The following is a 23,067-nucleotide window of genomic DNA, read 5'->3' as shown; positions in this document are numbered from 1 at the left end:
TCTGTCGCGCCGGCCGCCGACGTTAGGCCCGAGTCCGTGAGATGTACATGCAACCGCCCCGCGTTTCACAGGCAGTTCACGGCGCCGAAACGATCACGGTTTCAGGCTGGAGACCACGTTGGCGGTGGCGGCGACCCCGTTGTGGATCGTGGGCGCCACGCTGGTGCCCGCGAGGAAGAAGCCGAGCAGGGCGCAGGTGAGCGCGTGGGTGACCTTGAGCCCGCCGCTGCGCAGGAAGATCACGGCCAGCACCAGCAGGAGCACCACGACAGAAATGGAAACGGCCATCGCCTTCACGTCCCTCCGTCGCCGCACCGGAATTGCGGCGTTCGGCGGACAGTGTGGCGGAATGACCCGTCCGTCCGGGCGTATGGCGGGGCGGCCATACGGGTGGATCTGGGCCGGATCGGGACGGCCTCAGCCGCCGAGGGGGTCGTCCTCGGCGGTGCGGGGCCATGGGCTCGTCATCGGTGGTCCTCCGCGGGCAGGCAGTCCTGCCAGTCCACCGTACGGTCGCACCAGCGGCTCAGCAGGACGCGGTCGTGACCGACGGCGAGGAGGCCCGCGCCGCTCTCCGTCCGATAGGTCTCGACCGCGGCGACGAGCGCGGCCGTGGTCGAGGCGTCGAGCATCGCGGTCATCTCGTCGCAGATCAGCCAGCGTGGGCGGAGGGTCAACGCTCGTGCCAGACAGGCGCGTTGGAGCTGACCGTCGCTGACCGCGTGGGGGCGGCGGGTGAGCAGGTCGGCGGTGAGGCCGACGGCGGGGGCGAGTTCGGCGACGCGGCCGTCGGCCTCGGTGCGGCGGCCGGTGGCGCGGAGGGGTTCGGCGATGATCTCGGCGAGGGTGAGCCGGGGGTCGGCGGCGGTGCGGGGCTGCTGGAACACGACACCGACGGCGGTGCGGAGTTCGCGGGGCGCTCGGTGGCGCCAGGCGCGGACCTCGGTGCCGTCGAGGACGAGGCGGCCCGCGTCGGGCCGGTGGAGGAGGGCGGCGACCCGGGCGAGGGTGGACTTGCCGCAGCCGCTGGGGCCGAGGAGGCCGACGGACTCACCGGGGGCGACGGTGAGCGAGGCGCCCCGGAAGACGGGGGCGCGGCGCTCGTAGCCGGCGGTGACGCTGTCGAGTTCAAGCACGGGGCTGCTCCGGGTGGTGGCAGGCCACTCCCGCGCGCGGCTCGGGGCGGGCGGCGCAGAGGTCGGTGGCCAGGGGGCAGCGCGGGGCGAAGGCGCAGCCCTCGGGCAGTGCGGAGAGCTCCGGGGGCATGCCGGGGACGGGGGTGAACGCCCGGTCGGGCAGGGCGTCGAGGAGGCCGCGGGCGTAGGGGTGGGCGGGTCCGGTGGGGCCGAAGAAGCGTTGCGCGGGGGCGACTTCGACGATCCGGCCGGCGTACATGACGGCGACGCGGTCGGCGACGCGCTCGGCGGCGGCGAGGTCGTGGGTGATGAGGAGCAGGCCCCGGCCCTCGTCGACGTGGCGGCGCAGTTCGTCGACGGTGCGGTCGACGAGCTCCCGGTCGAGGCCGGTGGTCGGTTCGTCGGCGAGGAGGAGGCGGGCGTCGCCGATGAGCGCGAGCGCGGTGGCGGCCCGCTGGGCGAGGCCCCCGGACAGTTCGTGCGGGTACCGGTCGAGGTGCCCGGCCGGGAAGGCGGCCCGCTCGGCGGCGTCCTCGGCGGCCTTGCGCCGTGCCCGGCGCGGGGTGCCGGTGAGGGCCCGTACGGTCTCCTCCAGCTGGGACCGTACGGTCCGGACGGGGGTGAGGTGGGCGGCGGGGCTCTGCGGTACGAGGCCGACGCGGCGGCCGCGTACCGTGCGGGCCAGGGTCTTCTCGTCGGCGGCGAGCAGGTCCGTGGGCCCGGCTCCGTCGGCGCCGGCCAGCAGGGCCGTACCGGAGGTCTCGGCGTTGCCGGGGAGCAGGCCGAGGAGGGCGGAGGCGAGGACGGACTTGCCGCAGCCGCTCTCGCCGACGAGGGCGAGGCACTCCCCCGGGCCGAGGTCGAAGTCGGCGTCGCTGACGGCGGCGACGCTCCGCCCGCCCCGCAGCCGGAAGCGGACGGTCAGGCCGCGGACGCTGAGGACGGCGTCCTCGGCCCTCTCGGCGGTGACGGCCTCCAAAGCGCGCAGGACCGTGCGGTCGGCGGCGTTCACAGCATGAGCTCCGATCGGCGGCGCGGGTTGAGCCGGTCGCGCCAGACGCCTGCGAGTCCCGCGATGGCGAGGGTCGGCACGATGAGGAGGAGGCCGGGGAAGAGGGTCGGCCACCAGTCTCCGGCGAGGAGCGAGGAGCGGGCGTTCTGCACGAGGTTGCCGAGGCTCGCCTGGTGGCTGGGGAGGCCCAGGCCGAGGAAGGAGAGCGCCGACTCGTGCCACATGGCGTGCGGGACCATGAGCACGGCGGCGAGTCCGGCCTGCGGCAGGACGGCGGGCAGGAGGTGCCGGACGGTGACCCGCCACCGCGAGGCACCGCCGGACACGGCGGCGTCCACGAAGGGCCGGGTGCGCAGCGAGAGGACCTCGGAGCGGACGATCCGGGCGGTGGAGAGCCAGTGGGTGACGGCGACGGAGGCGATGACCGGCCAGACTCCGGGCCGGAAGAGGGCCACGACGAAGATGCCGAGCAGCAGGTGCGGCACGGACGAGAAGGCGTCGACGAGCCGCATGAGGCAGCGGTCGGTCCAGCCGCCGAGCGCTCCGGCCGCGGCCCCGACGGCCGTGCCGACGACGGTGGCGACGAGCGCGGCGACGAGCCCGACGAGGAGCGAGATCCGCAGCCCGTAGACGCAGCGCAGGAGCAGGTCGCGGCCGAGGTCGTCGGTGCCGAAGGGGTGGTCCCAGGAGGGTGGGAGCAGCTTGCGCGAGAGGTCGACGGCCTGCTCGTCGAGCTGGACGAGCGGGGGCACGAGGAGCACCGCGAGGAGGACGAGGCCGACGGTCGCGGCGGAGGTCCACAGCCGCAGGCGGTGGGTGCGGCGGTCAGCCATCGAAGCCCACCCTCGGGTCGGCCAGTCCGTACAGCAGGTCCGAGAGGAGGTTGCCGAGGAGGACGGCCGCGGTGGCGAGGACGGTGAGCGCGGCGAGCAGTGGGAAGTCGACGGAGGTCGCGGCCTGCACGGTGGCGGCGGCGATGCCGGGCCAGCTGAAGACGGTCTCGACGAGCAGCGCGCCGGTGATGAGTTCGGGGACGCGGGAGCCGACGAGGGTCAGCATGGGCAGCATCCCGGAGCGCAGGGCGTGGCCGGTGAGGACGGTGCTGCGGCTGAGGCCGCGGGCGCGGGCGCCGCGTACCGGGTCCTCGTCGAGGGCGTCGCCGACGCCCTGGCGGACGTACAGGAAGAACCAGGGCAGCTGGGAGATCCCGAGGACGAGCGCGGGCAGCACGAGGTGGCGGGCGACCTGGTCGGCGGTGACGGTGTCGCTGGCGGTGTCGGTGAGCCCGCCGGCCGGCAGGACGCCGAGCTTCAGGGCGAAGAACCAGATCGCGAGGAGGCCGAGCCAGAAGGCGGGTGCGGCTTCCAGGGTGTACGCGGCGGAGCTGACGGCCCGGTCGAGGAGGCCGCCGCGGCGGCGGCCCGCGAGGACGCCGAGGAGGGTGCCGAGGACGATGGCGATCAGGAAGGCGGTGACGGCGAGGAGGACGGACCAGCCGAGGCGCTCGGTGATGACCTCGGCGACGGGCCGGCGCATGACGGCGGAGTCGCCGAGGTCGCCGGTGACGGCGGCGGTGAGCCACTCCCACCAGCGGGTGAGCAGCGGCTGGTCGGCGCCGAGGTTGGCGCGGAGCTGGTCGAGGTTCTCCTGCGAGGCGGTGAGACCCGCGGTGCCCGCGTAGGCCTTGACGGGGTCGAAGGGGGAGGCGGCGGCGACGGCGAACACCGCGAAGGTGACGGCGAGGAGGACGGGGACGGCGGCCAGGGCGCGCCGTCCCGTCATCCGCGCCATGGCCCCCCAGGGGAGGCGGCGCTTCACTTGCCCTTGTCCCCCGTGGCCTTCGGCTTCCAGCCCTCGACGTGCCACCAGGGGCCGGAGGCGAGGCCGTGGTCGTGCGGCTCGATCTGGGTGTCGAGCCCGTCCCAGTCGTCGTCGACGACGTAGAGGTGGTCGATGTGGGTGAGGAAGGTGTAGCCGGGGTTCTTCACCAGTTCGCGCTGGACGGTGTCGTAGGCGGTCTTCCGCTGCGCCGGGTCGTTCGTCCGGCGGCCGTCGTCGAGGGCCTTGTCGACGGTCTTGTTGTCGTACCAGGCCATGTTGTTGAAGCCGTCGCCGGCGAGGGAGGACTTCAGGAGCAGGTACTGGTCGAAGTCGGGGTCGCCGGGCGAGCCGCCGCCGGCGAGGACGGCGTCGGTCTTCATGCGGGGCTCGATGACCTCCCAGGTGCCGGCCTGGGTCTTGATGTCGATGCCGGCCTTCTTGGCGTCGGAGGCGTAGGCGAGGGCGTGGTCCTGGCGCAGCTTGTCGCCGGAGAGGTACCAGAGCGGGAACTCGGCGCGGACGCCGTTCCTGACGCGGACGCCGTCCGGGCCGGGCTTCCAGCCGGCCTCGTCGAGGATCTTCTGCGCGCCGGCGAGGTCGTGGCGGCGCTCGGTGCCCTTGGCGAACCAGGGGCTGTCGGTGGGGACGGGGCCGTAGGCGGGCTTTCCGGCCCCTTCGAGGATCTTGTCGACCATGGCCTGCCGGTCGACGGCGATGTCGAGGGCACGGCGGACGGCGGTGTCGCCGGTGACCTTGTGGTGGGTGGGGAGGGTGACGGTGCGGTAGTCGTAGGTCTTCGCCGCGTACGTCTTCTTCCCCTGGCCGTTCTTGAAGCCCTCGGCGAGGTTGGGGGGCAGGATGGCGCCGTCGAGGTCGCCGGCGCGCAGCCGGGTCGCGCGGACGTCGTCGTCCTTGACGACGGCCATGGTGAACTTCTTCACCGCGGGAGCGCCGTCCCAGTAGGTGGGGTTGGCCTTGAAGGAGAGCTTCTCGCCCTTGGACCAGCCGGTGAGGACGTACGGTCCGGTGCCGATCGGCTGCGTGGTGAAGGCGCCGGTGTTGACGTCCTGCTTCGCTGCGACGTGCTCGGGCGCGATGGCCTGGACGGTGCGCTCGGCGAAGGGCGCGTAGGGGTACTTCAGGGTGAAGACGACGGTGTCGTCGCCGACGGCCTCGACCTTCTTGATCGCGTCGAGCTCGGTGCGGGAGGCGTTGTTCGTCTTCGGGTCGAGGATCGTCCGGTAGGTGAAGACGACGTCCTTCGCGGTGAAGGGTGCTCCGTCGCTGAAGGTCACGCCCTCGCGGAGGGTGTACGTGTACGTCAGTCCGTCCGCGGTGACGTGCGGCAGCTTCGCGGCGAGGGCCGGGCGCAGCTTCATGTCGGCGTCGAAGGCGAGGAGCCCGTCGAAGATCTTGGAGTTGCCGTCCTTGCCGTAGCCGAGGAGCGGGCTGAGCGTCTCGGGCTCGTAGGCGATGCCGACGACCGCGGAATCCTTGGGGCCGCCGGAGGCCCCGGCGGTGGAGCCGGGGTTCGTGCAGGCCGCCGCGGTGAGTGCCACGGTCCCCGCGAGTATCGCGGTGGCCGTGCCGCGGATGGATCGGGCGGTCATCGTGTCCACACCCCTTTTTGGAGATCAACTGTTATTGCGAACAGCATGCAATTAAACAGCATGTAACGGGGTGTGGACACACTGGCCCCTTACCGGGCTCCGGCGGCCTCCGTCGGCCTGGCCGCGACGGCCTCCGTTCGTCAGGCGCCGGCCGCCTCCGTCCCGGGCGCCGGGAGGTCCACCAGGGCGGCGATCGCGTCCTGGTGGCGGCCGGCCGAGCCCAGGGCGAGCTGGTCGGACTTGGCCCGCTTGAGCGCCAGGTGGGCGGGGTGCTCCCAGGTCATGCCGATCCCGCCGTGCAGCTGGACGCACTCCTCGGCGGCCCGGACGGCCACCTTGGAGCAGTAGGCCTGGGCGACCGCCGCCGTGAGCGGGGCGTCCGGGCTGCCGGTCGCGAGGGCGTCGGCGGCGGCGCGGGCCGCCGCCCGGGCGCCGATGACGTCCAGCCAGAGCTGGGCCATGCGGTGCTTGAGCGCCTGGAAGGAGCCGACCGGCCGGTTGAACTGGTGCCGCTCGCGGGTGTGCCGGACGGTCTCCTCCAGACACCACTCGGCCAGGCCCAGCTGCTCGGAGGCGAGCAGTCCGGCGCCGGCGAGCAGCCCGCGCCGGACGGCGGCGGCGGCCTCGTCCGGCCCGGCGAGCCGGGTTCCGCTCCCGGCCTCGGTGGTCACCTTCGCGAGGGGACGGGTGAGGTCGAGCGGGGTCTGCGGCTCGACGGTCGCCTCGGCGGCCGGGACGGCGTACAGGCCGTCGGCGCGGGGGACGAGGAGGACGTCGGCGGCGACGGCGTCCGCGACGCCGGTGACGGTGGACGGGGCGGACGCGGGCTTCGCGTGCGGGCTCGCGGTGAGCGGGAGGGCGAGGACGGCGACCGCGCGGCCGCCCGCGAGCTCCGCGAGGAGCTCGGCGGCCGGGGCGGACTCCCCGGCGAGGCCGAGCAGCGTCTCGGTGGCCACGACTGCGCTCGTCAGGTACGGCACCGGGGTCACCGCGCGGCCCAGCTCCTCCAGGACGACGGCGGCCTCGCGGTGGCTCGCACCCTGCCCGCCGAGCTTCTCGGGTACGAGGAGTCCGGCGGCTCCCATGTCCGCCGCGAGCGCCTTCCAGAGGCCGGGGACGTACGGGCTGCCGGTCTCGATCCGTCCGAGCAGCTCCTGGTGGCCGGCCCGGTCGGCGAGCAGGGAGCGGGCGGCGGCCCGCAGGTCGTCCTCGGTCTCGGTGTAGAGGAGGTCGAGCTGCTCCGTCCGACCGGTCCGTTCCGTCGCTTCGGTCATCGGGCGAGGTCCTTCCATGCGAGGTCCTTGTCGTTGCGGGGCTCGGGGGGCAGGCCGAGGACCCGTTCGGCGACGATGTTGAGCAGGACCTCGGTCGTGCCGCCCTCGATCGAGTTGCCCTTGGAGCGCAGGTAGCGGTAGCCGGCGTCGCGGCCGGTGAAGTCGACCAGGTCGGGACGGCGCATCTCCCACTCGCCGTAGAGGAGGCCCTCCTCGCCGAGGAGCTCCACTTCGAGGCCGCTGATGGCCTGGTTGAGCCGGGCGAAGCCGAGCTTCGTGGCGCTGCCCTCGGGGCCGGGCTGGCCGGCCACGAGCTGCTGGCGGAGCCGTTCCCCGGTGAGCCGGGCCACCTCGGCGTCGACCCAGAGGTCGAGGAGGCGCCGGTGCAGGTCGTGGCTGCGCAGCTCGGGGCGTTCGCGCCAGGTGGCGGCCGCCTTCCCGATCATGCCGCCCTCGCGCGGGATGCGGGCGCCGCCGATGGAGACCCGCTCGTTCATGAGGGTGGTCTGCGCGACCCGCCAGCCGTCGCCGGGCTCGCCGAGGCGGTGGGCGTCGGGGATCCGGACGCCGGTGAGGAAGACCTCGTTGAACTCGGCCTCGCCGGTGATCTGGCGCAGCGGCCGGACCTCGACGCCGGGGTCGGTCATGTCGCACACGAAGTAGGTGATGCCCCGGTGCTTGGGGACGTCCGGGTCGGTGCGGGCGATGAGGATGGCCCAGCGGGCGACGTGGGCGCTGGAGGTCCACACCTTCTGGCCGTCGACCACCCAGTCTCCCCCGCCGTCGCGGACGGCGCGGGTGCCGAGCGCGGCGAGGTCGGAGCCGGCGCCGGGCTCGCTGAAGAGCTGGCACCAGACCTCCTCGCCGACCCACAGGGGCCGGAGGAAGCGGCGCTTGACCTCCTCGGAGCCGTAGGCGAGGAGGGTGGGGGCGGCCATGCCGAGGCCGATGCCGATGCGGCGCGGGTCGTTGTCGGGGGCGCCCGCGGCGGCGAGCTCGGAGTCGACGACGGCCTGGAGGGCGCGGGGCGCGGCGAGGCCGCCGAGTCCCACGGGGTAGTGCACCCAGGCGAGGCCCGCGTCGAAGCGGGCGCGCAGGAACTCGGTGCGGTCGGTGGTGGCGGGCGGGTGGTCCGAGAGCAGCTTCCGGGTGCGGGCCCGGAGCCCCTCGGCGTCCGGCACGCGCTCGGCGTCGGTGCCGCGTCCGGCGTCCGTGACGCCTTGGGGGTCGGTGACGCCTTGGGGGTCGGTGACGCCTTGGGGGTCGGTGACGCCTTGGGTGTCGGTGACGCCTTGGGTGTCGGTCATGCGGAGGCTCCTTCCGGGAGGACGACGAGGCGGCCGGTCGTGGTGCCGTCGGCGACCCGCTGGACGGCCTCGGCCGCGCCCGCGAAGGGGACCCGTTCGCCGATGAGCGGCTTGATCAGCCCCTTCGCCGCGTAGGCGGTCAGCGTCTCGTGGCAGCGGCCGATGGAGGCCGGGTCCTTCGTCGCGTACAGACCCCAGTGGAGGCCGAGGACCGAGTAGTTCTTCACGAGGGCGTGGTTGAGCGCGGGGGCGGGGACGGTGCCGCTCGCGAAGCCGACGATCACGATCCGGCCCTCGAAGGCGACGCACTTGGCGGACTGCTGGTAGGCCTCGCCGCCGACGGGGTCGTAGATCACGTCGGCGCCGCGGCCGCCGGTCGCGGCCTTGACGGCGGCGACGACGTCCTCGGAGCGGCGGTCGATCACCAGGTCGCAGCCGAGGGCGCGGGCGACGGCCGCCTTCTCCGGTCCGCCGACGACCCCGATGACGGTGGCTCCCGCGGCCTTGCCGAGCTGGACGGCGGCGCTGCCGACGCCGCCGGCCGCAGCGTGGACGAGGAGGGTCTCGCCCTCCTGGAGGGCGGCGCGGCGGTGCAGGCCGAACCAGCCGGTCTGGTAGCCGATGTGCAGCGCGGCGGCCTCGGCGTCGTCGAGGCTCTCGGGGGCGGGGAGCAGTCCGGCGGCGTCGGCGAGGGTGTACTCGGCGAAGCCGCCGTGCGGGAGGGCGGCGGTCGTGATGACCCGGCGCCCGTCCTCCGTCTCGGCGCAGACCTCGACGCCGGGGGTGAAGGGCAGCGGGGGCCGGATCTGGTAGTGGCCGCGGCAGAGCAGCGCGTCGGGGAAGTTGACGTTCGCGGCGCGGACCCTGAGGAGGACCTGCCCGTCGGCGGGCGTGGGCGGCTCCACCTCCTCGCGGCGCATCACCGCGCCCGGTTCGCCGTTCTCGTACACACGCCATGCCTGCATCCGGAAGCCTCCTCCGTACCGAGCGGTCGGCTGCATACTAAGCGGTCGCTTGCCTCCGGGGGAACGGCTCAGCCCGACTTCTTGGGGCGCGCCCTGACGTGCATGCGCTCCCCCTGCGGCCCGAACAGGCTCAGGAACTCCACGGGCCCGTCGGCCGTCGGACCGAACCAGTGCGGGACCCGGGTGTCGAACTCCGCCGCCTCCCCGGCGGTGAGGACGACGTCGTGCTCGCCGAGGACGAGCCGCAGCCTCCCGGAGAGCACGTACAGCCACTCGTACCCCTCGTGGACGCGGGGCTCCGGGGCCTCGGTGGGCTTCTCCTGGATCACCTTGTACGCCTGGAGCCCCCCGGGCTGCCGGGTCAGCGGGTACATCGTGCGGCCGTGGCGCACGATGGGCCGCGCCTTGACCCGGGGGTCGCCGACGGCGGGCGCGCCGACCAGCTCGTCGAGGGGGACCTGATGGGCGCGGGCGAGCGGGAGGAGCAGTTCGAGGCTGGGCTTGCGCTGCCCGGACTCCAGCCGGGAGAGCGTGCTCACGGAGATGCCCGTGGCGGCGGAGAGTTCGGCCAGGGTCACCCCCCGGTCGCGGCGGACGCGGCGGAGCCGGGGGCCCACCTCGTTGAGTACGGCGTCGATGCGGTCGTCGTCTTCGGTCATGCGCCCAGTCTTGCAGAAATGGCAAGAAGAATTGCCGGTCTGTCCGATGCGGGGCCACTCTCGGGGCATGGGCACGAACGTGAGGAGCACGGACATGACGCACACGGAGGAACTGACGCGGGACCGGACGGAGGACCTGACGGAGCGGTACGAGGTCGTGGTGGTCGGCGGTGGAGCGGCCGGTCTCAGCGCGGCGCTGGTCCTGGGGCGGTCGCGGCGGCGCACCCTGGTGGTGGACGCGGGCGAGCCCCGCAACGCCCCGGCGGAGCACATGCACGGAGTCCTGTCCCGGGACGGGGAGAGCCCCGCCGCCTACCTGGAGGCCGGGCGGCGCGAGATCGCCGCATACGGGGTGGAGTGGCGGGCCGGCCGGGTGACGGGCGCGGCGGCGGACGGGCGGGGCGGGTTCACGGTGTCCCTGGCGGACGGTACGGCCGTGGGCGCGCGGCGGCTGGTCGTGACGACCGGGCTCGTGGACGAGCTGCCGCACCTCGACGGAGTCGCGGAACGGTGGGGGCGCGACGTGCTGCACTGCCCGTACTGCCACGGCTGGGAGGTCCGTGACCAGGCCTTCGGGGTGATCGCGCACCCGGCGATGCCGGCGCACCAGGCGCTGATGGTCTCCCACTGGTCGAAGGACGTGACGCTGTTCCTGCACACGGCCGAGGGGCTCTCCGCCCGGGACGAGGCGCTGCTCGCCGCGGCCGGGGTCACGGTGGTGGCGGGCGAGGTGGCGGGGCTGGTGGTCGAGGACGACCGGCTGACCGGGGTGCGGCTCGCCGACGGCCGGGTGGTCGACCGGTCCGTGGTCTTCGTCGGGGCCGACCGCCTCGCGCCCCGGGACGGGGTCCTGCGACAGCTGGGGGCCGAGCTGGGCGAGACGCCGTTCGGCACGTTCGTGACGGTGGACGGGACGGGCCGCACGAGCGTCCCGGGCGTCTGGGCCGCCGGGAACGTGACGGGCCCGCGCGAGCAGGTGGTCGACGCGGTCGCGCTGGGCCACCGGGCCGGCGTGACGATCAACAACGAGCTGCTGCTCGGCGACCTGGAGGACGCGGTGGCCGGTCGGCCGCGCGGATGAACCGGTGCCGCTGCGGCTGCGCCGCCGCGACGCAGCGGCGAGGATCGGTCATGGTGGCCGGAGACCGGTGGGACCGGGACCGGCCGGCCGACGGTCTCGGACGACGGAAGGACAGGACACCTCCCATGCTCGGAACGCAGTTCACGACGGGTTCCCCCAGTTGGATCGATCTCGGCAGCCCCGACACCGAGGCCGCCGCCGCGTTCTACGGCGCGGTCCTCGGCTGGGAGTTCCGCTCGGCGGGTCCGGACGCCGGCGGCTACGGGTTCTTCCGGCAGGACGGCCTGACGGTCGGCGCGCTCGGCCCGCTCACCGAGAAGGGCGCGAGCAGCGCCTGGACGGTGTACTTCCAGACGCCGGACGCGGACGCCGCGCAGAAGGCGGCCGAGTCCGCCGGCGGCACCGTGCGCGTCGCGGCGTTCGACGTCATGGACGCGGGCCGCATGGCGGCCCTCACGGACCCGGGCGGCGCCGAGTTCGCCGTCTGGCAGCCGGGCTCCGTCCAGGGCCTGGAACGGACCTCCTCGACCAACACCCTGGTCTGGGCGGAACTCCACGTCGCCGAACCGGAGTCCGTCCTCGCCTTCTACCGGACGCTGTTCGGCTGGCGCTGGGCGGAGATGGATGCGCCCGGCATGACCTACCGGGTGATCTCCACCGCCGAGGGCGACCAGGAGGACGCCTCCTTCGGCGGAGTCGCCGAGCTCCAGGGCAAGACGCCGCACTGGATCCCGTACTTCGCGGTCGAGGACGCCGACGCGACGGCACGGACGACCCAGGGCAACGGCGGCTCGGTCCTCATGCCGGCGGCCGACATCCCCGACGTGGGCCGCATCGCCTGGCTCGCCGACCCCTTCGGCGCCCCGTTCGCGGTACTGAAGCCGGCGCCGATGGGGTGAGCGGACCAGGGCTCAGCACGATCCGCCCGAGGCCGCACGGAGCCGCCGGGCGCCGAGGGTCAGGGCGTCCCAGCCGTTCGCCTCCGCCATGGGCAGCAGCTCGGCGATCTCCCGGTCCCCGTGGTGGACGAGGAGCAGACTGCGCTCGACCGTCGTGAGGCGGACCTCGGACCGAGGGTGGCGCCAGAGCCGGACGGACCCGTCCCACAGCTGGAGGCTCCGGTCGGTCACCCGCAGCTCGAACCGGTCGAAGTCGTTGCGGTCGGTCGGCCGTCCGCCGTCGGAGGACGGACGGCATAGGCGCTCAGCACGGTCTCGCCCGGTTCTCCCCGGAGAACACCTACGTCTCGAACCGACCCTAGGGCGTGTTGCGAAAGTCCCGCCTGCCCGACGGCGGCCGACGCTACTTTCGCAACACGCCCTAGCGGCCGAAGAGTTCGAAGGTCACCGCCGGGCGGTCGCCGAAGCGGGGGGCGGACCGGGCGGTCGCCTCGGTGAGGAAGGAGCGGACGTACTCCTCCGGGTCCTCGTCCGTCAGGGCCTCGATGTAGGCGCGGTGGCAGAGGAGGGAGCGGACGGCGCGGTCCAGGCCGGGGGTCGCGTCGACCGCGTGGGTCGGGGTGCTGGAGGCGGCGACCGCGACCCAGCGGACGCCGTTCCAGGGCTCCAGGCCCTGTTCGGTCAGCTCGGGGAAGATCCAGCGGTTTCCGGCGTCGGCCGCCGCGTCGAGCGTGGCGCGGCCGACGGCCAGGTGGTCGGGGGTGTTCCAGGGGGCGCCCGGGCCGCCGCCCCAGGTGTCGCGGTGGTTGAGGGTGATGACGAGCTCCGGGCGGTGGCGGCGGATCGCCGCGGCGATGTCGCGGCGCAGCCCGAGCCCGTACTCGACGACGCCGTCGCGGTGGTTGAGGAACTCGACGGTGCCGACGCCGACGACGGCGGCGCTGTCCCGCTGCTCGCGCTCGCGCAGCGGGCCGCAGACGTCCGGGGCGAGGGTGTCGATGCCGGCCTCGCCGCGCGTGGCGAGGACGTAGACGACCTCCTTCCCCTCGTCCGTCCAGTCGGCGACGGCGGCGGCGCAGCCGTACTCCAGGTCGTCGGGGTGGGCGACGACCGCGAGGGCCCGCTGCCAGTCGCGGGGCATGTCCAGGAGATCCGTGGCGGCGTTCTCGATCATGAGCGCAGGATACGGGCCGCGTCCCGGACGTCAGGGCGGAACGCTCCGGCGAGGATCACCGAGCGTGAAATGTGCCGCGGGCGGTCGGGGTTGAGGCCGCGCCGGTCCGCGAGGGCGACGGCAAGCCGCTGGGCGCGCACGAGCGCGGCGACCGGGTCGATCGCGTCGGCCGTGAACAGGGCACCGGTGGACTCCACTTCGTCCCGGAGGCCCGAGGGCGCGGGCCCGAGGCAGCAGACCAGGCTGGTCCGGTCGCTGATGCTGATCGGGCCGTGCCGGTACTCCATCGCCGCGTACGACTCCGTCCAGACGCGGGCCACCTCGCGGAGCTTGAGGGCCGCCTCGTCGGCGAGTCCCACGGTCCAGCCGGTGCCGAGGAAGGTGAACTGGACGCGCCGCTCCCAGTCGACGGGGAGCCGCTCGTACAGGACGAGTTCGGCGTCGGCGATGGCCGGCCCGAGGTCCACCCCGAGTCCGGCGCGCAGGAGTTGGAGGGCGGTGGTGGCGAACCGGGTCTGGACGACGGAGCGTTCGTCGGCGAAGGCGAGGTCGACGGTCTCGTCCGCGAGCTGCCCCGCCGGGCTGTCGGGGACGCCGGTGAGCACGAGGCTCGGGATGCGGCCGGCGGCACCGGCGAGCAGGTTCACGACCTCGGTGGTCGTCCCGGAGCGGGTGAGGGCGACGATCCGGTCGTACCCCCGGCCGAGGGGGGTCGGGTCGGACGCGGGGAAGGCGTCGGTCTCGCCCGCGCCGAGGGACTCGCGCAGCGCCGCGTAGGCACGGGCGATGAAGTACGAGGTGCCGCAGCCGACGACGGCGACGCGCTCGCCCCGGCGCGGCAGCCGGGTGGCCTCGCGGTCGGCGGTCTCGGCGGCACGGCGCCAGCAGTCGGGCTGGCCGGCGATCTCCGCGGTGACGTGGGTGCTCATGGTCCGGTCCTCTCTTGCAGACTCCCCCGTGGAGTCGGACCGAGTTCTACCGGCACCGGTCAAGAGCACACCATGAGCATGGGGGACTCACTGCTTGGACTTTTGCCCGCAGGAGGCGCGGACGACGAGCCGGGGCCGCAGCTGCACCTGGTGGAGCGGCGCGGCATCACCCTCGGCGAGCCGCCGCAGGAGGATCTGCGCGGCGAGCCGTCCGAGCTGGTACTTGGGCGGCGAGACGGCCGTCAGCGGGGTCTCCGCGACGTCCGCGAACTCGTTGTCGTAGCTGATCATGGCCAGGTCCTCGGGCACCCGGAGCCCGGCGCGGCGGGCCGCCCCGAGCATCAGCGCGGCCTCCCGGTCGCCGAAGCAGAGCGCGGCGGTGACGCCCGCGGCACGCAGCGCGGCGAGGGCCCCGTCGGCACGGTCCGGGTCCCAGCGGGCCATGACGTCGCGCTCGTGGGGCGGCGGCGCGGGCAGGCCGAGGTCGGCGAGCGCCCGGGCGAAGCCGGACTCGATGGGCGCGGTGGTGGGCGCGTCGGTGCGGGTGACGAGCCCGATCCGCTCGTGGCCGAGGCCGTGCAGATGGCGTACGGCGTCGTAGGCGCCGCCCTCGTGGTCGGTGCAGACGTGTTCGGTGGCGTCGCCGGGTCCGTGGGCGGCGAGCCGGCGCTCGACGAGGACGGCGGGGACGGGCAGGGCGAGGAGTTCCTCGGCGCGGCGGCCGGGATCGGTGGCGGTGTGCAGGCTCGGGACGAGGAGGAGCCCGTGGACCCCGTCGGAGAGGAGGCGTTCGACGGCCGCGTCCTCCTCGTCCGGGTCGTAGTGGGAGCAGGCCAGGACGAGCCGCGCGCCGTCCGCCGCGAGTTCCTTCTCGATGCCCTGGAGGACGCGCGGGTAGTAGAACGTGGTGTCGGGGACGAGGACGCCGACGATCCGGCGCGCGGCGCCGCCCCGCTCGGGGCGGTGGGCCGCGAAGGTGCCCGCGCCCTGGCGGCGCTCGACGAGGCCGAGGGCGACGAGGTCCTCGTAGGCGCGGCGGACGGTCGTCACGGACAGGCCGGTCTCGGTGGCGAGGGCGCGCTCGGTGGGGAGTTTGCTGCCGGGCGGCCAGGTGCCGTCGAGGATGCCGCGCCGCAGCTCGGCCATGAGGGCCCGGAACTTCAGTTCCCGGCCGGACGCCGGTGTCTCCCGCCGTCCCGCCATCCGGGCCCCCTCCTGCGGGCGGGTCGCCCGCCCGGTTCCCTGCGCCGGCGCACCCGGTACCGAGTGCTGCGTCCCGGGTGCTGATCGATTGCGCGCCGAATCCTATGCCCGGCCGGTCACCTCTCGTCCCCGTCGCCGGTCACCTCTCGCCCCCGTCGCCGGTCACTTCTCGTCCCGGGCGAGGGCGAGCAGCCGGTCGAGGACGCGCGGGCCGCCGGCCCGCAGCCCGTCGTGCTCGAACTCGTCGGTCACCCAGGTCCGCAGGCCGCGCACGGCGCGGGCCGTCTCGAGGGAGTGGGCGGTGTGCACGTACATGTCGTCGTGGTAGACGGCGGCGGCGACCGGGACCTCGTTGGCGGCGAGGCGCTCGGGGTCGTACAGCGGGGCCCAGTCGGCGCGTGCGGCGAGGAGTTCGGCGGTCTCGCGGAGCGGTCGCAGGGCGGGGTCGGTGCGGAAGTGCCAGGGGTGGACGGTCTCGCCGGTGAAGAGGAAGGGCTCGCCCGCCGAGAGCGCCGCCGCGGCGTCGAACTCGGGGAAGTCGCCCCGGACCCGCTCGGCGGCCCAGTCGGTGGGGCCCTGGCCCTGGGCGTAGATGGCCTCGTGGAGGACGGCGTAGAGCGGGTGTCCGGCGTACGAGAGGTGGGCCTGGACCTGTTCGAGGAAGGCGTCGGCGAGCACGGGTCCGCCGGGGGCCGGGACGAAGGCGTGCTCCAGGAGCAGATGGAGCTGGTGGGTGCCGTCGCCGGAGCCGAGGAGGATGCCGAGGGACTGGAAGGCCTCGACGGTCAGGAGCCCGCCGCCGGGGAGGGTGACCTCGTGGTCGAGGAGGTGAGTGGCGATCGCCCGGGCGCGTTCGGCGTCCTGCGGGTAGCGGGCGAAATGAGCCTCGTTCTTGCGCCGGATCCGGGGGTAGGCGGCGCGGTAGACCTCGTCGGCCGTGGCGTACAGGGAGGGCAGACCGCCGGTGACGAGGACCGTGTCCAGGCCCTCGGGGGCGGTGGAGAGGTAGTGGGTCGCGCAGAAGCCGCCGAAGCTCTGGCCGAGGACGGTCCAGGGGGCACCGCCGGTGAGGCGCCGCCGGATCAGTTCGCAGTCCTTGACGATGGAGTCGGCGCGGAAGTGGGCGAGGTAGCCCGCCTGTTCGGCCGGGGTGCCGCGCAGGGGCAGGGTCTGGCGGTTGGCGGGGGTGGAGCGGCCGGTGCCCCGCTGGTCGAGGAGGAGGACGCGGTACTCGCGCACGGCCCGGCCGAGCCAGGCCTGCGGGCCGATGAAGCGGCGGGCGCCGAAGCCGGGCCCGCCCTCCAGGTAGACCAGCCAGGGGAGCCGCTCCCGGTCCTCGGCGGCCGCCCCGCTCGCGACGAGCTCGCGGCCGTAGATCTCGATCCGCTCGCCGTCGGGGCGGGTGTGGTCGAGGGGGACGGGGAAGCAGTGGTCGGTGAGGACGAGTCCGGGCTGGCGGTAAGTGGTCAACGTGCTGCTGCTCCTGATCCTGGTCGGTACGCCCCCGCCGGGACAGTGGATCACACGGCGGGGGCGTACCGGTTCGGGCGCGGTCGGCGGACCGGAGCGGCGTCAGGGGCCGTAGCCGGAGTCAGGAGGCCGGATCGGCTTCCTGGTTCAGGTGGTGGGGAAGGAGTCCGCCGTCCTGATGCGGTCGCGGATCCAGACACCCGCGGGCTTGAGGGAGCCGGTGCCGGTCCAGCTGCCGCCGGCGGCACAGGTGCCCTGCTTGAAGACGGCGCCGCTGCGCTGGTCGTCGGAGAAGTTCCAGTTGACCCAGCTGATCTTCTTCGCGGCCATCAGGTCGAGGTACTTCTTCGTCATCGTGAAGTCGTTCGCGCCCTCGCCCGCGTAGTTCTGCGTGCCGAACTCGGTGACGAAGACGGGCAGCTTGTCGGCGGCGCGGGAGAGGGTGTTCAGGTACTCCTCCCGGTGGGAGTACGCGTAGAAGTGGAAGGTGTACATGATGTTGGCCGCGTTCACCGGGTTGGACACGACCTCGGACTCGTTCGCGCCCTCCGAGACCCCGAACGAGGACCAGGCGCGCGTGCCGACGAGGACCGGGGTCTCGGCGTCCTTGGCGCGGACGACCGGGATGAGCTGCTCGGCGTAGCTCTTGATCCGCGACCAGGAGACTCCGCTCGGCTCGTTGGCGATCTCGTAGAGCAGGTTGGTCTTGGAGCCGTGGCGCTGGGCGATCTCGGTGAAGAAGGTCTTGGCCCGGGCGAGGTTGTGGTGGGGGTCGCCCGGGTCGAGCATGTGCCAGTCGACGATCACGTACATGCCGCGCGCGGTGGCCTGCTCGATGAGCGAGTGGGCCAGGTCGGTGTACTTGCGGGGGTCGGTCTCGTAGCCGCCCTCCTGGACGTACGTGGAGACGCGCAGGACGTCGGCGTTCCAGTCCTTGGCGAGGGCGTCGAGGGAGCCGCCCGTCAGGCACTTGGCGTACCACTGGGTGCCGTGGCTGGACATGCCGCGCAGCTGGATCGGGTTGCCGTGCTTGTTGCAGAGCTTGGTGCCGCAGACGGCGAGCTGGCCGTTGATCGAGGCGGGCGTGGCCGCGGTGGCGCCGGCGGGGGCCGCGCTCACGGTGGGCGGTGCGGCGGCGAGGCCGAGGAGCAGGGTGCCCAGCGCGGTGGCGGCGACGCCGAGGCGGCGGAGTCCGGTGCGGGGGCGTATGGATCGTGCCGAAGTCATGGGGGTCTCCCGGAACGATGGGGGGAACGGGGAACGAAGAGCGAGGTACGGGACACGAGCAGACTGGAAGGAAACCTTCCTAACGAATGAATAGCAGGGCTCGCGCGTGACCCGCAAGGGTCATGACAAGAGACGCTGTTCAGCAGGCTGACTCTCCGGCCTCCGCCTGTCAGCGCGGGACCAGGCCCTTGTCCGCGAGGTAGTCGCGCGCCACGTCCTCCGGGAGACGGCGCCAGCTGTCCACCCGTTCGTTGAGCTGCGCCAGATCGGCCGTGGTCAGCACGGTGTTGAGGCGGTCGAGCGCCCCCGTGACGTCCGCGCTCCCGGCGCGGGCCCGGTTGACCACGGGCACGATGTGGTCGGCGTTCTGGAGGTTCCTGTCGTCGGCGAGCAGGACGAGCCCGAAGTCGTCGAGCGTGGCGTCGGTGGTCGTCGTGAGCATCAGCTCGTTCCGGCCGCTCCGGACGGACTGCTTCGCCTGGGTCGTCCCGACGCCCTTGGGGTCGACGGCGGTCACCTCGATCCCGTACACCTTCGTCAGACCGGGGGCGCAGTAGGGCCGCTGGACGCACTCGTCCCCGGCCGCGAGCCGGACGGGGAGCCGGGCGGCGCCGAGCTCGCTCAGCGTCCTCAGGCGGTGTTCGGCGGCGAAGGCCGCGGTGACGGCGAAGGCGTTCTGGTCGACGGCGCGGCCGGGGTCGAGGACGGTGAGCCCGCGCGGGCCGGCGAGCGCGCGGAGGGCCGTCATGGTCGCGGCGAGGTCGGGCGAGCCGACCGTCGGCGCGGCCGCGCCGTTGGCCTTGGCGTTCAGCCAGTCGGCGAAGGTCGCGGCGTACTCCGGCACGACGTCGATCTGCCCGTTCTCCAGCGCGGGTTCGTACAGCTCGCGGTTGGTGACGGAGAGGATCTTCGTGCGGTAGCCGGCCTGTTCCAGGAGCAGTGCGTACATCTGGGCCAGCAGGTCGCTCTCGGTGAATCCGGCCGAGCCGACGACCAGGCGGTCGCCCGCGCCGGGCCGCCCCGTGACCTCGCCCTGCTCCTCCAGACTCGGTCCCTCGGCACAGCCGGAGAGCGCGAGGGCGAGGGAGACCACGGCTCCGAGCAGCGGCCCTCCACGGGGCGGCCTCATCCGCCGCTCCCCCGCGCCCCGGCGGGCGCGAGACGCTGGACGCCCTCGAAGACGCCCTCCACCAGGAGCGCGAGGGCCGCCACGAGCAGGGCCCCGGCGACGACCTGCGGGGTGGAGGCGAGGTTGAACCCCGCCGTGATGATCCGGCCGAGGCCGCCGCCGCCCGCGAGCGCGGCCACGGTGGCGGTGGCGACGAGCTGGACGGCGGCGATCCGTACGCCGGTGAGGACCATCGGCAGCGCGAGCGGCAGCTCGACCCGGGCGAGGGTCTGACCACCGGTCATGCCCATGCCCCGGGCGGCCCGGACGACGTCGGCGTCGACGCCGCGCATCCCGACGTACGCGTTGGTGAGCAGCGGAGGCACGGCGAAGAGGACGAGCGCGATGATCGTCGGCCACTCACCGTACGGGCCGAGGGGGCCGAGGAGCAGAAGCACGAGGACGGCGAAGGTGGGCACGGCGCGGCCCGCGTTGGCGAGGTTCACGGCGAGCCCGCCGCCCTTGCCGAGGTGGCCGAGGACGAGGGCGACGGGCAGGGCGACAAGACAGCCGAGCGCGAGGCAGACGACGGTGAGGAACAGGTGCTCGGCGAGCCGGTGCAGGACGCCGTTCTCGCCGGACCAGTGCGCGGAGGTGGTGAGCCAGGACCAGGCCTCGGTCAGCGTGGTCACGCGGCCTGCCTGCGGGTCCACGGCGTGAGGAGCCGCTGCGCGCCGAGGAGGAGCAGGTCGGCGACGACGGCGATGACAACGCAGAGGACGGAGGCGGTGAGGACCTGGGCCTTGAAGTAGGTGTTCATCCCCGCGTAGATCAGGTTGCCGAGGCCGCCGTGGCCGACGATCGCGCCGATGGTGACGAGGGAGACGGCGGAGACGGTGGCGATGCGCAGTCCGGCCATGGCCGCGGGCAGCGCGAGGGGCAGTTCGACGGTGAGGAGCAGGCGGACCGGCCCGTAGCCGAGGCCGCGCGCGGCCTGCCGGGTCTCCTCGGGGACCGCGCGGAGTCCGGCGAGGACGTTCCGTACGAGAAGGGTGAGGGAGTACAGGACGAGCCCGGCCACGACCAGGGCGGCGGAGAGGCCGTACACGGGCAGGAGCAGCGAGAACATCGCGAGGGCCGGGATCGTGTACAGGACCGTGGTGATCCCGAGGACGGGCCCGGCCGCCCAGCGCCAACGGCGCGCGAGGACCGCGAGGGGCAGCGCGAGCAGCACGGCGAGGGCGACCGAGGCGCCGGTCAGCTGGAGGTGCTGGACGACCGCGTCCGTGAGGATCTCGTCGCGCGTGGACACGTAGGCGCCGCAGATCCAGTCGTTGCGGGCGAGGCAGTCGTCGGGCGGCGCGGTCACCTTCCCATTCGAGACGGCGCACGGCCCCGGCGCACCTCCGACCGGGCCGTTCGGGGGCGGGCGCGTCCGCCTCCCCGGTCAGGGGTGCCCGTGGAGGACGGAGAGGACGTTGCCCGCCGGGTCCGTGAACCAGGCGATGGCCAGGCCGCCGTCCGCGTCCCGCACGATGCCCTTCTCGTCGGCCTCGAAGTCGGGGTAGCGCTCCAGCGTGATCCCGCGTCCCGTCAGCTCGTCGACGGCGCGGTCGATGTCGTCGACCTCGAAGTTGAGGATCGTGTACGAGGCGGGGGTGTGGTTGTCCTTGGGATAGATGAAGATCCGCGTCCCGCCGGCCAAGGTGAGGAAGAGCATGCGCATATCGCCCTCGCCCTCCTCCTGCACCTTCAGGCCGAGGGTCTCGCCGTAGAACCGGCGGGCGGCGTCGAGGTCGTCGACCGAGAATCCGCTGAAGGCCGTGGTCTCGCCGAACATGACGTGCTCCCTTCCGGGGAACTCTTCCGAGCGCCCCTTCCAGGATCCGCCGACGGGCCGCGAAGCGCTCAGGGGCGCCCGGATGTCCCGGTCAGGGGGCGATCGGCAGCTGCCGCTTGTGCTCGGTGAGCTCGTAGCGGCGGACGATCGTGGCGAAGGCGGCCTCCGCGACGGGCTTCCCCTCCAGGAAGTCGTCGATGTCGTCGTACGTGACACCGAGCGCGTCCTCGTCGGGCTTGCCCGGGTCCAGCGTCTCCAGGTCGGCCGTCGGGACCTTCCACACCAGCTCGGCCGGGGCACCGAGCTCGGCGGCGACCGCGCGGACGCGCCGCTTGGTGAGGCCGGTGAGCGGGACGACGTCGGCGGCGCCGTCGCCGAACTTGGTGAAGAAGCCGGAGACGGCCTCGGCGGCGTGGTCGGTGCCGACGACGAGACCGTCGTGGGCGCCGGCGACCGCGTACTGGGCGATCATCCGCTGGCGGGCCTTGATGTTGCCCTGGACGAAGTCCTGGTGGTGGGCGTCGCGGAAGGCGACCCCGCCCGCGAGGGCGGCCGCCAGGGCCGCGTCGCTGGCGGCCTTCACGTCCACGGTGAGGACCTGGTCGGCGCGGATGAAGCCGAGGGCGGTCTGCGCGTCGCTCTCGTCGGCCTGGACGCCGTACGGCAGGCGCATGGCGTAGAAGGTCGCGTCGTGGCCGGCGGCCCGGACCCGCTCGACGGCGAGCTGGCAGAGCCGGCCGGCGGTGGTCGAGTCGACGCCGCCGCTGATGCCGAGGACGAGGGAGCGCAGCCCGGTGGAGGTGAGGCGCTCGGCGAGGAAGGCCACTCGGCGCTCGATCTCCACGGCCGGGTCGAAGGTGTCGGACACCTCGAGGTCCCGGGCGATCTGCTGCTGGAGGGCGGTGGACGCCGGGTCGGTCACGGGGTTCTCCTCGTCGGGGCGGGCTGCTGGGTACCGGGGTCGACTCTACGCACCGGGGGTGCGGGGTGTCGCCCGGCCCCGGCCGTCCTTCCCCTCGGGTCAGGAGGCGGGCGCTTCGCGGGCGCCGGGGGCTTCGGGCGCTTCGGGCGCTTCGGGCGCGCAGAACACGTCGACGCGCTGGACGAGGTTGTTGGCGAAGCCGCCGCGGTTCCACGGGGCGGCGAGCGGCTGGACGTGCCCCTCGGCGTCGGTGGCGCGCGCCGTGAGGCGGTGGTGGCCCGGTGTCGCCGTCCAGGTCGCACGCCAGGACGACCAGGCCCAGGGGTGCGCGGGGTCGCGGTCGAGCACGGCGTCGGCCCAGACCGTACCGCCGTCGTCACCGCCACCATCGCCCTCCCGTCCGTCCCCGCCGTCCCCGCCGTTCGCGTCCGTCACGTCCGTCACGTCCGTCACGCCGGTCACGTCGGTCACGCCGATCTCGACCCGTGTGACCGCTCCGTGGCCGGACCAGGCGCGCCCGGCGAGCGGGACGACCCCGGGGCGGACGACCCGCGCGCGGGACATGAAGTCCGGGAATCCGGGCGGGATCATCAGGGCGCGGGGCGCGATGAGGGTGACGGGCTCCCCGGGGTCGTCCCCCTCCGCGGCCGTCCGGATGCGGTAGGCCACGCTCTGCTGGAAGCCGGTGTACGGGGTGGCGGTGACGGTGATGTCGCGGAGCCACTTCACATGGGCCATGCCGTACCAGCCGGGCACGACGAGCCGGAGCGGGCTGCCGTGCTGCGGGGGCAGGGGCGCCCCGTTCATCGCGTACGCGACGAGGACGTCCCGTGCCGGGTCCGCGGCGACCGGCAGCGGCAGGCTGCGCCGGTAGTCCTGCTCGACGCCCCGCTCCACGCCGTGGTCGGCGCCGGTGAACACGGCCTCGACGGCGTCCTCGGCGGTCCCGGCCTCGGCGAGGAGCGCGGCAAGCGGGACGCCCGTCCACTCGGCGGTGCCGACGGCCTCGACGAGCCAGGGCTGGCTGACGGGCCGGGGGGTGAGGCGGGCGCGGCCGTTCCCGGCGCACTCCAGGGTCACGCGGCGGGTGACGGAGGGCCTGGCGCGCAGCGCGTCGAGGTCCAGGGCGAGCGGCCGGAGGACCCGGCCGCCGACGGTGAGCCGCCAGCCGTCGGGGTCCGTGGCGGGGATGTCGTAGTGCACGAGGACGTAGTGGAGGCCGGGCGGGGTCACGTCGTACCGCAGCGCTTCCAGTGGCAGCCCGTGGTTGCGGGCGGCGAGGGCGAGCTCCTGTGCGGAGATGCCCTCCTCGGGGCCCGCGATCCGGCCGGGCCCGCTGACGCCGGCCGGTGCGCTCGGGGATCCGTCCATGTCCTCATGGTGCGCCGGACGGCCGGGGCGTGTCCTGTCGGTGGGGGCGGGGCGGGGCG

At 74.0% G+C, this 23,067-nt stretch carries 24 protein-coding genes; 2 read left to right on the top strand and 22 right to left on the bottom strand.

From position 1 onward, the window contains the following. Window positions 1–93 precede the first annotated feature (93 nt). The 10 genes from ACF08F_RS08135 to ACF08F_RS08090 form a co-directional block, all read right to left on the bottom strand. Complete coding sequence (locus ACF08F_RS08135) at window positions 94–288, bottom strand: hypothetical protein (protein ID WP_141297606.1); 195 nt, start codon at window positions 286–288, stop codon at window positions 94–96. 176 nt (window positions 289–464) lie between these two features. After that, entirely contained in the window at window positions 465–1,136 is a 672-nt protein-coding gene (locus ACF08F_RS08130) for an ABC transporter ATP-binding protein (protein WP_392297664.1), read from the bottom strand. Next, window positions 1,129–2,124: an ABC transporter ATP-binding protein gene (locus ACF08F_RS08125; protein WP_392297767.1), complete on the bottom strand. Its 996-nt coding sequence runs from the start codon at window positions 2,122–2,124 to the stop codon at window positions 1,129–1,131. The genes ACF08F_RS08130 and ACF08F_RS08125 overlap by 8 nt, the downstream gene beginning before the upstream one ends. Window positions 2,125–2,144: 20 nt before the next feature. Further along, window positions 2,145–2,981 (bottom strand): ABC transporter permease, encoded by an 837-nt coding sequence (locus ACF08F_RS08120; RefSeq protein ID WP_392297663.1) that lies wholly within the window; start codon window positions 2,979–2,981, stop codon window positions 2,145–2,147. Beyond that, window positions 2,974–3,966, bottom strand: coding sequence for an ABC transporter permease (locus ACF08F_RS08115; RefSeq protein ID WP_392297662.1), 993 nt, complete (start codon window positions 3,964–3,966; stop codon window positions 2,974–2,976). Before ACF08F_RS08115 ends, ACF08F_RS08120 begins: the two co-directional genes overlap by 8 nt. Next, complete coding sequence (locus tag ACF08F_RS08110; RefSeq protein ID WP_392297661.1) at window positions 3,963–5,579, bottom strand: ABC transporter substrate-binding protein; 1,617 nt, start codon at window positions 5,577–5,579, stop codon at window positions 3,963–3,965. The genes ACF08F_RS08115 and ACF08F_RS08110 overlap by 4 nt, the downstream gene beginning before the upstream one ends. A gap of 140 nt (window positions 5,580–5,719) precedes the next feature. Further along, window positions 5,720–6,853 carry an acyl-CoA dehydrogenase family protein gene (locus ACF08F_RS08105; protein WP_392297660.1) on the bottom strand — a complete coding sequence of 378 codons (1,134 nt, stop codon included), beginning with the start codon at window positions 6,851–6,853 and terminating at the stop codon, window positions 5,720–5,722. Further along, a complete protein-coding gene (locus tag ACF08F_RS08100; RefSeq protein WP_392297766.1) occupies window positions 6,850–8,034 on the bottom strand; it encodes an acyl-CoA dehydrogenase family protein in 1,185 nt (394 codons plus the stop codon). The genes ACF08F_RS08105 and ACF08F_RS08100 overlap by 4 nt, the downstream gene beginning before the upstream one ends. Before the next feature lie 122 nt (window positions 8,035–8,156). Further along, on the bottom strand, window positions 8,157–9,125 hold the full coding sequence (locus ACF08F_RS08095) for an NADPH:quinone oxidoreductase family protein (protein WP_392297659.1): 969 nt from the start codon (window positions 9,123–9,125) through the stop codon (window positions 8,157–8,159). A 68-nt stretch (window positions 9,126–9,193) separates the two neighbouring features. Continuing rightward, entirely contained in the window at window positions 9,194–9,784 is a 591-nt protein-coding gene (locus ACF08F_RS08090) for a helix-turn-helix domain-containing protein (protein ID WP_392297658.1), read from the bottom strand. 94 nt (window positions 9,785–9,878) lie between these two features. On the opposite strand from ACF08F_RS08090, the gene ACF08F_RS08085 reads away from it, so the two are divergent. Both ACF08F_RS08085 and ACF08F_RS08080 read left to right on the top strand, forming a co-directional pair. After that, on the top strand, window positions 9,879–10,865 hold the full coding sequence (locus ACF08F_RS08085) for an NAD(P)/FAD-dependent oxidoreductase (RefSeq protein ID WP_392297657.1): 987 nt from the start codon (window positions 9,879–9,881) through the stop codon (window positions 10,863–10,865). 125 nt (window positions 10,866–10,990) lie between these two features. Further along, on the top strand, window positions 10,991–11,764 hold the full coding sequence (locus tag ACF08F_RS08080; RefSeq protein WP_392297656.1) for a VOC family protein: 774 nt from the start codon (window positions 10,991–10,993) through the stop codon (window positions 11,762–11,764). Window positions 11,765–11,776: 12 nt separating this feature from the next. Here the strand turns inward: ACF08F_RS08080 and ACF08F_RS08075 are convergent, their stop codons facing one another. The 12 genes from ACF08F_RS08075 to ACF08F_RS08020 all read right to left on the bottom strand — a co-directional run bounded on the left by ACF08F_RS08075 (window position 11,777) and on the right by ACF08F_RS08020 (window position 23,008). Beyond that, complete coding sequence (locus tag ACF08F_RS08075) at window positions 11,777–11,995, bottom strand: hypothetical protein (RefSeq protein ID WP_392297655.1); 219 nt, start codon at window positions 11,993–11,995, stop codon at window positions 11,777–11,779. Window positions 11,996–12,185: 190 nt separating this feature from the next. After that, complete coding sequence (locus ACF08F_RS08070; protein ID WP_392297654.1) at window positions 12,186–12,938, bottom strand: PIG-L deacetylase family protein; 753 nt, start codon at window positions 12,936–12,938, stop codon at window positions 12,186–12,188. Beyond that, window positions 12,935–13,867, bottom strand: a complete 933-nt coding sequence (locus ACF08F_RS08065; protein ID WP_392297653.1) for an SIS domain-containing protein — start codon at window positions 13,865–13,867, stop codon at window positions 12,935–12,937. The genes ACF08F_RS08070 and ACF08F_RS08065 overlap by 4 nt, the downstream gene beginning before the upstream one ends. An 87-nt stretch (window positions 13,868–13,954) precedes the next feature. Further along, window positions 13,955–15,070, bottom strand: a complete 1,116-nt coding sequence (locus ACF08F_RS08060; RefSeq protein ID WP_392297652.1) for a substrate-binding domain-containing protein — start codon at window positions 15,068–15,070, stop codon at window positions 13,955–13,957. A 162-nt stretch (window positions 15,071–15,232) separates the two neighbouring features. Further along, window positions 15,233–16,540, bottom strand: a complete 1,308-nt coding sequence (locus ACF08F_RS08055) for an alpha/beta fold hydrolase (protein WP_392297651.1) — start codon at window positions 16,538–16,540, stop codon at window positions 15,233–15,235. A 147-nt stretch (window positions 16,541–16,687) separates the two neighbouring features. Continuing rightward, window positions 16,688–17,767, bottom strand: coding sequence for a glycoside hydrolase family 5 protein (locus tag ACF08F_RS08050; protein ID WP_392297650.1), 1,080 nt, complete (start codon window positions 17,765–17,767; stop codon window positions 16,688–16,690). A 169-nt stretch (window positions 17,768–17,936) separates the two neighbouring features. Continuing rightward, window positions 17,937–18,896, bottom strand: coding sequence for an ABC transporter substrate-binding protein (locus ACF08F_RS08045; protein ID WP_392297649.1), 960 nt, complete (start codon window positions 18,894–18,896; stop codon window positions 17,937–17,939). Continuing rightward, the gene (locus ACF08F_RS08040; RefSeq protein ID WP_392297648.1) at window positions 18,893–19,567 is read right to left on the bottom strand and encodes an ABC transporter permease; all 675 of its coding nucleotides are present in this window, start codon (window positions 19,565–19,567) and stop codon (window positions 18,893–18,895) included. The genes ACF08F_RS08045 and ACF08F_RS08040 overlap by 4 nt, the downstream gene beginning before the upstream one ends. Continuing rightward, window positions 19,564–20,244, bottom strand: coding sequence for an ABC transporter permease (locus tag ACF08F_RS08035; RefSeq protein WP_392297647.1), 681 nt, complete (start codon window positions 20,242–20,244; stop codon window positions 19,564–19,566). The genes ACF08F_RS08040 and ACF08F_RS08035 overlap by 4 nt, the downstream gene beginning before the upstream one ends. A 78-nt stretch (window positions 20,245–20,322) precedes the next feature. Further along, complete coding sequence (locus ACF08F_RS08030) at window positions 20,323–20,715, bottom strand: VOC family protein (RefSeq protein WP_392297646.1); 393 nt, start codon at window positions 20,713–20,715, stop codon at window positions 20,323–20,325. A gap of 91 nt (window positions 20,716–20,806) precedes the next feature. Then, entirely contained in the window at window positions 20,807–21,637 is an 831-nt protein-coding gene (gene nadE, locus ACF08F_RS08025; protein WP_392297645.1) for an ammonia-dependent NAD(+) synthetase, read from the bottom strand. A 99-nt stretch (window positions 21,638–21,736) separates the two neighbouring features. Then, window positions 21,737–23,008, bottom strand: a complete 1,272-nt coding sequence (locus ACF08F_RS08020; protein ID WP_392297644.1) for a sulfite oxidase — start codon at window positions 23,006–23,008, stop codon at window positions 21,737–21,739. Window positions 23,009–23,067 lie beyond the last annotated feature (59 nt).

Origin of the sequence: Streptomyces sp. NPDC015130, from assembly GCF_043080005.1 — a bacterium.
GTDB lineage: Bacteria > Actinomycetota > Actinomycetes > Streptomycetales > Streptomycetaceae > Streptomyces.
The sequence above is the reverse complement of the archived record's forward strand: the minus strand, read 5'-3'. Positions and strand labels throughout refer to the sequence as shown.